This is a genomic window from Paracoccus sp. J56, from assembly GCF_019633685.1.
GTDB classification, from domain to species: domain Bacteria; phylum Pseudomonadota; class Alphaproteobacteria; order Rhodobacterales; family Rhodobacteraceae; genus Paracoccus; species Paracoccus kondratievae.
Window position 1 is genome coordinate 1 of sequence record NZ_JAFL01000053.1, and the last position, 8,970, is coordinate 8,970.

General features: G+C 61.7%; 9 protein-coding genes. 5 read left to right on the plus strand and 4 right to left on the minus strand.

What is annotated here, in order from left to right:
• The 3 genes from M511_RS18480 to M511_RS18490 form a co-directional block, all read right to left on the minus strand.
• The coding region (locus M511_RS18480; RefSeq protein WP_139824560.1) for a transposase at window positions 1–290 on the minus strand (290 nt) is incomplete at its 3' end.
• 190 nt (window positions 291–480) lie between these two features.
• Window positions 481–1,647: a hypothetical protein gene (locus M511_RS18485; RefSeq protein ID WP_084637859.1), complete on the minus strand. Its 1,167-nt coding sequence runs from the start codon at window positions 1,645–1,647 to the stop codon at window positions 481–483.
• 158 nt (window positions 1,648–1,805) lie between these two features.
• Window positions 1,806–2,342 carry a hypothetical protein gene (locus M511_RS18490; protein ID WP_051416271.1) on the minus strand — a complete coding sequence of 179 codons (537 nt, stop codon included), beginning with the start codon at window positions 2,340–2,342 and terminating at the stop codon, window positions 1,806–1,808.
• Between the two features lie 115 nt (window positions 2,343–2,457).
• Here M511_RS18490 and M511_RS18495 point away from each other — a divergent pair, with 115 nt between their 5' ends.
• The 5 genes from M511_RS18495 to M511_RS18515 all read left to right on the plus strand — a co-directional run bounded on the left by M511_RS18495 (window position 2,458) and on the right by M511_RS18515 (window position 8,562).
• A complete protein-coding gene (locus M511_RS18495; protein WP_081614940.1) occupies window positions 2,458–2,637 on the plus strand; it encodes a ribbon-helix-helix domain-containing protein in 180 nt (59 codons plus the stop codon).
• A gap of 825 nt (window positions 2,638–3,462) precedes the next feature.
• Entirely contained in the window at window positions 3,463–5,322 is a 1,860-nt protein-coding gene (locus M511_RS18500; protein ID WP_240547707.1) for a DUF927 domain-containing protein, read from the plus strand.
• Window positions 5,323–5,707: 385 nt separating this feature from the next.
• Window positions 5,708–6,640 (plus strand): IS5 family transposase, encoded by a 933-nt coding sequence (locus M511_RS18505; protein WP_010400778.1) that lies wholly within the window; start codon window positions 5,708–5,710, stop codon window positions 6,638–6,640.
• Window positions 6,641–6,903: 263 nt separating this feature from the next.
• Window positions 6,904–7,608 carry an NUDIX hydrolase gene (locus tag M511_RS18510; RefSeq protein WP_010400775.1) on the plus strand — a complete coding sequence of 235 codons (705 nt, stop codon included), beginning with the start codon at window positions 6,904–6,906 and terminating at the stop codon, window positions 7,606–7,608.
• 228 nt (window positions 7,609–7,836) lie between these two features.
• On the plus strand, window positions 7,837–8,562 hold the full coding sequence (locus tag M511_RS18515) for a hypothetical protein (protein ID WP_010400772.1): 726 nt from the start codon (window positions 7,837–7,839) through the stop codon (window positions 8,560–8,562).
• A gap of 83 nt (window positions 8,563–8,645) precedes the next feature.
• Here M511_RS18515 and M511_RS18520 read toward each other — a convergent pair.
• Window positions 8,646–8,970, minus strand: a 325-nt coding sequence (locus M511_RS18520) for an IS5 family transposase (protein WP_139824643.1), incomplete at its 5' end; no start/stop codon positions are given.

The window sequence follows — 8,970 nt, forward strand, 5'->3', positions numbered from 1 at the left end:
TGCAGCGCATCCGGCACGATCCGGCTCTCGTTCAGCGCCTCCAGGATCTGTTCCCACAGCCCCGCCAACGTCCAGCGCCGGAACTGCCGATAGACAGACGACCATTTGCCGAACTCTTCCGGCAGGTCGCGCCAGGGCGACCCCGTTCGGGCGATCCAGAAAATCCCATCCAGAACAAGCCGATGGTTCGTGGGCTTGCGGCCGTTCGGAGAACGGACAGCCAGGATGAAGCGTTCAAAGAACGCCCACTCGTCGTTCGACATCAGGTTTCGTGCCACGCTGGTCTCCATTGCAGATACCAGCTTGAATCACGATCACCGCGCCCGGTGAATCCCTTTTGTCAACACGCCCTAGCATTGCTTCGGTGCGGCATGGCTTCCTGAGAGCAAGGAGGCGGGCAGCAGCCCCCTTGCCGCTGGAGGCATCCGGATCAGAGAAATGGTCTCCTGGTGTGATCCGGAACGCCTCGCCCGGAACGCGTTATCCGGTCAGGCCCCAATGGCGAAGCAGGATCGGATGGCGATCACGTGGGGCTGCCGTGGGATGGGGTTTGCGGTGCGGTTGGGATGCCGGAGTCCGGATGGCCGATGCGGCGGGGGCTGGCGATTCCGGGTCATCATGCGCGCTGTCCGGATTGTGGCGGGCCGTGGTGTGGCGCGGCGTGGAGATGGCATCAGGGTTCCGGGTGCGGTCTGCATCTGCGATCTCCACCTCGATCCGATCAAGGGTCTCGTGGAGGATGGCAAGCGACTCAGGCCTGTAGATCTCGGAAACCACGTTCATGAGATCACTGAATTCCGGGTGAGGGACGAGGGCTTCCGGATGGAGACGACGAAGTTCCGCATGCGCGGCCTTCTCGCGGGCACAGGCCGCATGGCCGGTCGGCATGGCTACGACCCGGAGAACCTCGACGTGAGCATTTTTGGGCAGCCCAAGTTGATGTTTGTGACGCTTTACCGGATGCGACGAGTATCCAAGTTTGAGATAGTGTCTCTCAGTCCGTGGATGACGGATGTCGAGCAGGTAGATGAACGAGGGTTTGGCGGTCCAGCTTTGGCCGCAACCGGCGCAGTCGCACTGGCCCCAGCGCATGTTCGCCACTGCTACGCGTTGTTCGTGCCCGCAATGGTGGCGATAGAGCCGGTAGGACGCGTTGCCTTTGGGATCGCGCCCGAGGCGCGTCCAGCCGAACCGCAGTGCCTCCTCTTCCTCGCGATGGATCAGGCAAGTCTCGCAGCGTGCCGAAACCACACCGGACGCGACACGCTCAACGAAGGTGAACTGCCGTCGTGATTCATGACCACACGGCAGGCCGTAGCGGCCGTAATGGCGATGCGTGCTATCCCGACCGAGCCAGGTCAGGCCAGCGACGAGGGCCGTCTCGCGCCAACGGGTCTCCATGCAGTGCGGGCACAGCGGCTGCGCATTCATCACCACATAGTGCCGGTTCACATGGATGCCGCCGCAGCTCTGGCAGCGCAGGGCGACATGCAGGCGGTCGCGGACGCGGGCGATCAGATCGAAGCCCTTGGCGCGGGCGGCCTCAGCCCAATGGGCATGGATTGGGCCGGGATGGATGGTGAGCGGAAGGTCGGAGACCGAAAGCAGGTCTTGAGTGTCGTGCGAAGACAGGATGGTCGTGGACATAGGAAGTCCTCCCGAAAAAAGCAGGATGATAGGAAGCCAAAGGGCAGAGCTGGCGCACGCGGGGTGTGCGACCGGATACCGCTGGCAAAAGGAATGGTGTGGGTGCGGCTGGCTTGCCCGATGGTCACCAGGCTGATGCCGTCAGATATGCGGGGCGCTTACGCTGTGGGGGCCAGCATGGTCGCGGGCGTGTCCGGCTCGACCACAAAACAGTCTGCTTCGACCATATCCGCGACATCCTCAAGGGTCGCGAGGGCATGCAGATGCTGCTGGAAACCCGCGACCATCATGTTGACGCGCCGTGCAACAGGGCTGTCACTGGCGCAGCGGAAGGCATCGGGAAAGCGGTCGGGCAGGGCGAGAATGTCCCGGACCTGTTCCGGGCTGTCGCTCTCGATCAACATCTGTGCCATTTGACCGAGGCGCTTCAATGGCTGATCCTCGCAGCGACAGACCGGTGTTCCGCGCAGGGCGGTGATCGCGTCCAGCACATGCGCCCGGGCCCGTTCGGCGTCGCGGATCCACGCGTCGCAGGCCGGGTCCCAGCTGTCGCAATGCTCGAGATCGCGCTCAGCCTCGATGTAGGCCGAAAGATCGCGCATCACAGCGCCAAACTGGATGGTGACAGGCGTCGGGCGGAACGACGGCACCGCTTCCGAATGGCGCGGCGAAATGATAGACGTGTGAATAGCCATGAGTGATCTCCTGAGGATCAGTTGTGGTTAGGGCCGGGCAAGGGGGTAGGAGCCCTTGCCTGTGCCTGCATTATATGACACCATTAAACCGTAAATCAAGCATAGATTCGGGAAAATGGAAAAAAAACGCGGACGCCCTCCTGTGGATTCGGAGGCGGTCAATCTTCGGCTTCCTCGCGAACTGATAGAAGCGATAGACAATCGACGTCGTGATGAGAGGGATCTGCCAACGCGGCCCGAGATGATCCGACGCGCACTGGCCCAGTGGCTGGAGATGACAGGCCCGGGAGATTGAAGGGTGCGGACGTCGCGGTTGGATTGTTGAAGCCTGAGATCAGCGGGCAACCCACAATAGGTTCGTCAATCCGGGCAGGCGATCAGATGGCGCCAGTGCGTCCCGGGTCAAACGGGTTCCCTGACGGATGTCTTCAGAGTGTCCCAGATCATCGGAATGGGTTCAGGTTATCCTTCATTCGGGCGGTGTCACCTGAACTGGGAAAAGGATGAGACATCCGTTCTGCGATGCCGAGATTGCCAAGATCAGGAATTGTGGCCCAAACTCGTCAAGAGGGAATGCGTTGAACCCCCGGTGCGACCTGACAGCGGATCGTAGGATCAGCTTGCGGCGGCCTGACCAAATCGGCGCGGATCACGCACAATGCCTTGGCGAGTTCCTGGCAATGATGGTGGCCTGAATGGCAACAGGGCTTCCATAATCTTGCGTAGGGCAGGCAAGGCGGTGCTGCGGGGGACTCCCGCCTGACACCGGTTCAAGGCCTCTCTTTGTTTTGGTCCGCCGGACCGGTTGGACTGTTGGACAGCCGCCGCACCGCGGGCTTCAACCTGCGCTGCCTTGTAGTGCTCGGTCCGGTCCAATGGTCCAACAAATCCAACGGACCGGCAGATGGGCATGGGCGATTTATCCGGATTTTCCGCATGTGTGGGGTCTGCCGCTTCCTTCTCCATCGGATCATTGTCCGTTCCCATCCGGGTTATCCCCAAAATTCGGGCATCTGGTGCCATTGTCCACAATATCGCGCATCCCTGCCGCTGACTTGCATGCCGACCCGGCACATCATGATGGGGATGGCGCAACCCCGCGCCTTGCATGGAAAAAACGATGCCGGACAATAACCCTATCGACGCACAGCAGCACAGCGCGCTTCCCGAAACCCCGCCCGCCCCCACCGATGCCGGACAGACCATTCTGCCGGATGATGCCGCTGAGGAGACGTCCGAGGCCCGGTTGCGCGCTCTTCATCACGATCCGGAAATCGCCGCCTTCCTGGTCGCCATGCGTCAGGAATTGCCCCCGTTCTGGACCCATCTTCCGCGTGAACAGATGCTGGGCTATGGCGGTATCGACGATGAATGGGTGCCGATGTGCGGACCTCTGCGCGTCGAAGCCTTGACCCGCGATGACAGCGGCAGGAACTGGAGCCGCCGGGTTTGCTTTCTCGATCGCGATGGAAATTTGCGTCGGGAAACCATCCCCGAGGCCGATATCCTAGACAAGCCACGCAGCGTCTGTGCGCAGCTGATCTCGGCAGGGTTGGCGATCGAGGGCAACCGGAATGACATCATCGACCTGATCCGCCGCTGGCCGGTGGAAGCCCGGATCCTGTCGGTCTCGCGTCCCGGCTGGATGGCAGGGACGGATGCGGCACCTGCCTATCTGCTGCCTGACGGCAAGCTGCTCTCGGCGGATCCGCAGCGGGGTGAGGCCGTCGAACTGCTCCATGCCCGTAGCGCCGTGCCGTCTTCGGGTTCGCTGGACGGCTGGAAAGACACCGTTGGTCGTCTGGCCGTCGGCAATCCGGCGCTGATCTGCGCCATTTCGGCGGTGCTGGCGGGACCCCTTTTGAAACATGCCGGGATCGAGACCGTGGGGGTAAATCTTTACGCCTCGACCAGTTCGGGAAAGACCACCGCCCTGCTCGCCGCGCAGAGCTGCATGGGGCCGCCCAAACTTGACCGCTGGAACGCCACCAACACCGCGCTGGAACTCGCATGCCGCCTGGCCCATGACGGCACGCTGATGCTGGATGAATTCCCGGCCCGACCCTCGCCCGCGATCCTCGAGGCCATCTACATGATCGGCAATGGCACGGGCCGGGGGCGCGGCAACCACAAACTGATCCTGGAAGCGACGGCGCACTGGGAAACCGTCCTGCTCTCGACCTCGGAGAAACCGATTGAGCGGATCCTGGCTGCTGCCGGGATCCAGATGCCCGAAGGGATCGGCGTCCGGCTGATCGACATTCCTGCACCGTCATGGGAGTTCGGCCTCTTCAAGACGTTACATGGACATGGCTCGGGCCACGTCTTCGCCGAGACGCTCCAGAATGCTGCCAGGGAACATTATGGGCATGTCCTGCCGGCATTCGTGGACAGGATCATCGCACAACATGACCTGATGAAGGAGACCCTGCGCCCGATGATCTCGCGCCTGCGCAGCAAGATGCTGGTGGCGGTCGGGCTGCCTGGGAATGCCAAAGAGGGGCCGGTGCTGCGGGTTCTGAACCGTCTGGCCCTGATCGCTGTGGCTGGCGAAATCGGCAGCCGGCTCGGCGTCCTGCCCTGGCGGAAGGGCATGGCGACCGACGCCCTCGTCGAGATCGCGGTGATCTGGCACAGGGCCCATGCGGCGCGTCCGCCGTCGACTGCCGAGGCCATGGCGGAACGTCTGGCCGGATACTTGCGCCGCAACCGCCACCGCTTGTGCCCGCCGGGAGCCGAGCCGGATCCGGATGCCATCGGCTGGTGTGATGAGCGCTGGATCTATCTCGGCATCGATGCGTTCCGGATGGACATCGCCTCCGGCATGCCGGCAGGCCTGGCGGTGAAGCTGCTGGGCGATGCGGGTCTGCTGGTTCCGGGTGGTGAGCAGAGGTCATATCAGTATCGCCTGCCCCGGCATGTCGATCCGGACAGGGCACGGGTCTATCGCCTCGACCGGCAGAGGATTGAGGGCGGATAATGCGGCGGGCGCTGCATTCTGCGGAGGGTTCAGACATTTATTGTGGCGGTTTCCGAGCCGCCGCAAGCAGGCGCGCCGGCATCATTCGGTATCAGAATAAATACTGCTTATCTGATCTCAGCCCATAAGGCAGGAGGGTTTGCGGTAATGTTCTTTGCAGCCCTTTCCCTGCCCGGCGGGTGCCACGGGGAAGAAAAAGGCCATTTTACAAAGCTCGGTAATATGGGGTGAGGCTTGTCTCGTCATATTATCAGGCAACACGAAGTCAGGCAGTGAGCTGTGTTCTGAAACGCCACGGCAGGCGATGATTTTGGGGCCGTCGCGGCTTTGTTGCGCAAATGGCTGACGGGATTCATCTTGCGAATCCAGTGTGCTAGCAGGGAGCATGAGCAACTGGACCCCAACGAGATACAAGACCACGAACTGGTCGTCCTATAATTCTGCCCTGAAGCGACGTGGCTCGCTGACGATCTGGTTTGATCCGTCGAAGATCTGGTCGCCGCCTCCGAGCGGCAAACGAGGCCGCCAGCAAGCTTACAGCGATGCGGCCATCCAGGCTTGCCTGACGCTGAAAGTGCAGTTTGGCATGCCGTTGCGGCAGGTGACGGGCTTTGTCGAAAGTCTGCTCGGTCTGGCGGGGCTGGACTGGGCGGTTCCGGATTACAGCACGCTATGCCGCCGACAGAAGACCCTGACGGTGGATATTCCCTATCGGGGTGGCCACGGCCCGTTACACCTGCTGATCGACAGCACCGGCATCAAGGCGGAGGGCGAAGGCGAGTGGAATGCCCGCAAGCACGGTGGCACCAAGCGGCGCATCTGGCGCAAGGTTCACATCGCGGTCGATGAGGAAACGCTGGAGGTGCGGGCCGTCGAGGCGACCGGGAGCGATATCGGTGATGCGCCGATGTTACCGGAATTGCTCAGCCAGATCCCACCCGATGAGGACATCGGCTCCGTGACTGGCGACGGGGCTTTTGATACCCGCAAGTGCCATGACGCAATTGCGGATCGAGGGGCAGAGGCGATCATCCCGCCGCGCAAGAATGCCCAACCCTGGAAGCCGACAACTGCCGGCGCGGGCGCCCGCAACGAAATCCTCCGGGCCGTCAAATATCTCGGTCCGGCGATCTGGCGACGATGGAGCGGGTACCACCGCCGAAGCCGCATCGAGGCAAAGATGCATTGTGTAAAACGTCTGGGTCAGAGCCTCATGGCGCGGGACTTCGACCGGCAGGTCGCCGAGATCCAAATCCGCTGCGCCGTCATGAACCGTTACACGGCTCTCGGCACGCCCACGACAATGGCCGCAGGATAAGTCTGTCCAAGGAAAGGGGAACTATACCCAAAGCACCTTTTGCGCAACAAAGCCATTGCGGGCAGGAAATCACCAGCCTCGGCCTTCTTCCTCATATCCTAGGAACCGAAATGATGGCAGGCAACGCAACCATGCCGGATTTTTGTGGATTACCGGACAGGGGCCGGATGTCCCCACAGGTCCCGCAAGATGAGGTGAGCAAAGAATAGCGGTCTTTACTTATATCCGCAAGAGTAATAACCAAGTAAAAAATAAGAGCCACCATGCAACAACTCAGCGACTATTCACACCCCGCACTTGCGGTCGATATCATCGCCTTGTGCGTCCGGGATGCGGGGCTTTACTGCCTGCTCATCCGTCGTGAAGACGGTGATGTGGTCGGCGGCGACTGGGCGCTTCCGGGGGCATTCGTGCATCAGGGCCAGCCCCTTGAAGAGGCCGTTGGCCGTGCGGCGCAAACCAAGGCGGGGATCGGCGACCTTCATCTCGAACAATTGGCGGCGTATGGTGATCCGGGCCGGGACCCTCGCGGTCATGTCGTGTCGATCGCCTGGCTGGCGGTGGCGCCGGAAGCGGCCTTCCGAAGCCGCATGGCAGGGCGCCAGGATCTGCAACTGGCCCGCGTCCATATACCGGGGGCCAGCTCTTCCGTTGCCATTGTGAAGAATGACGCAGATGTCCCTTTGCGGCTGGCTTTCGACCATGAGGCCATTCTGGCGGATGCGGTCCGCCGATTGCAGGAAAGGATAGGATCCGGACCTGTCGGCTTTGCCTTCCTGCCGAAGCGCTTCACCCTGCGAGATGTGCAGCAGGTCCATGAGGTCATTCTCGGACGCTCATTGGCCAAACCGGCTTTTCGGCGCAAGCTCCTGGATCACCATCCTCTTCGCGCGACCGGCGAGTATGAGACCGGAAACGCATTCCGACCGGCAGAGCTCTATGAATTGGATGCGAGCAACAGGACATGACCACGAATTGCAGCCTCTCCTCGGCCGGTCAGAGTATAGTCGCCTGACGACGGCCGTGCGCATGCGGTTTGTGAGGCGGTCCCGGAGGATTTCCATCGGCCGTTCTCGCTCTGACGGGAAGACGGCTCTTGACGACTCAACGGAATCAGCTGGGCTGCTTGCCTCCGCGCAGCTTGGCCATATGATCGTCAGCAAACCTCCATCGAGAGGACAAAGACAGGCCCTTCCATGATCGACTTCCGCCCCCTGCCTGACGACCATCCCGACCTGGCCCTGTCGCCCATGTTCCGCGCCGCCTCGTTGACGCTCGGCTACGCCTTGGAGCAAGGCAGCATCGGCCTGACCGCCACCAAGGCCTTCAAGCGGGATTTCGTGCATTGGGCGGTGGAACACTTCCAATGGCCCGGCAAGACCGCCGAGGAGATGTTCCGCTACAGCAAGGTGGTGAACGAAGCCGATTTCCCGCCGCTCGAATTGCTGCATTTCATGCTGATCCGGTTGCGCCTCGGACGTCATTACAAGGGCACGTTTCGCGCGACGAACGACGGCAGGATGTATGCGGGACAGCCCGGTGCGCTGTTCGACAAACTGGTGCCGTTTTTCCTGCTGGCGATGGATCACGCCGCCTATTCCCGGACCGGCGAGGAGGCACCGGGGAACTGGGACACCTGGCTCAACGTCATGAACGTGGAGATTGAGAACGGGCTGAGCGAGCGAGAGCTCTACGGGGTCTTCTACGGTGAGGGGCCGAACTGGGACAATGACGGCTGGCGGCAGATCGGCGTCTTCAGTTCCTGTGTTCTGAAACCGTTGGAATGGGCTGGGTTCATCACGTCGCAGGAAGCCAGTGAGCCGGATGGGCGATCGGCGCACATGATTTTCAAGACGCCGCTTTGGCGGTCGGTCCTGAGGCTGGAGACCGACAGGCTTGTCAACCCCATGGTTCGGCATTGATCCCTGTGCCGGTATGGCGCGGGCTTCGAACTCCATAGAGCTGGGTGTTTGCGACACCCGTAGGGTCAGGACTCGTTGAGCTATCATAGCCAGAACATGACGGCCGCCGCTAAGGCGATGGCGGAGAGGAAGACCTTCGGACAGCGGTCGTATCGTGTTGCCACACGCCGCCAATCCTTGAGCCTGCCAAACATGATCTCGATGCGGTTGCGGCGTTTATATCGGCGCTTGTCGTATTTCACCGGTTTCTTTCGCTGCTTCCGGCCAGGGATGCAGGCGCGTATGCCCCTGTCTTTCAACGCTTCCCTGAACCAGTCGGCGTCATAACCGCGGTCCCCGAGCAACCAGTCGACATCCGGCAGGCTGCTCAGCAATGCCCGCGCACCGATGTAGTCGCTGACCTGACCG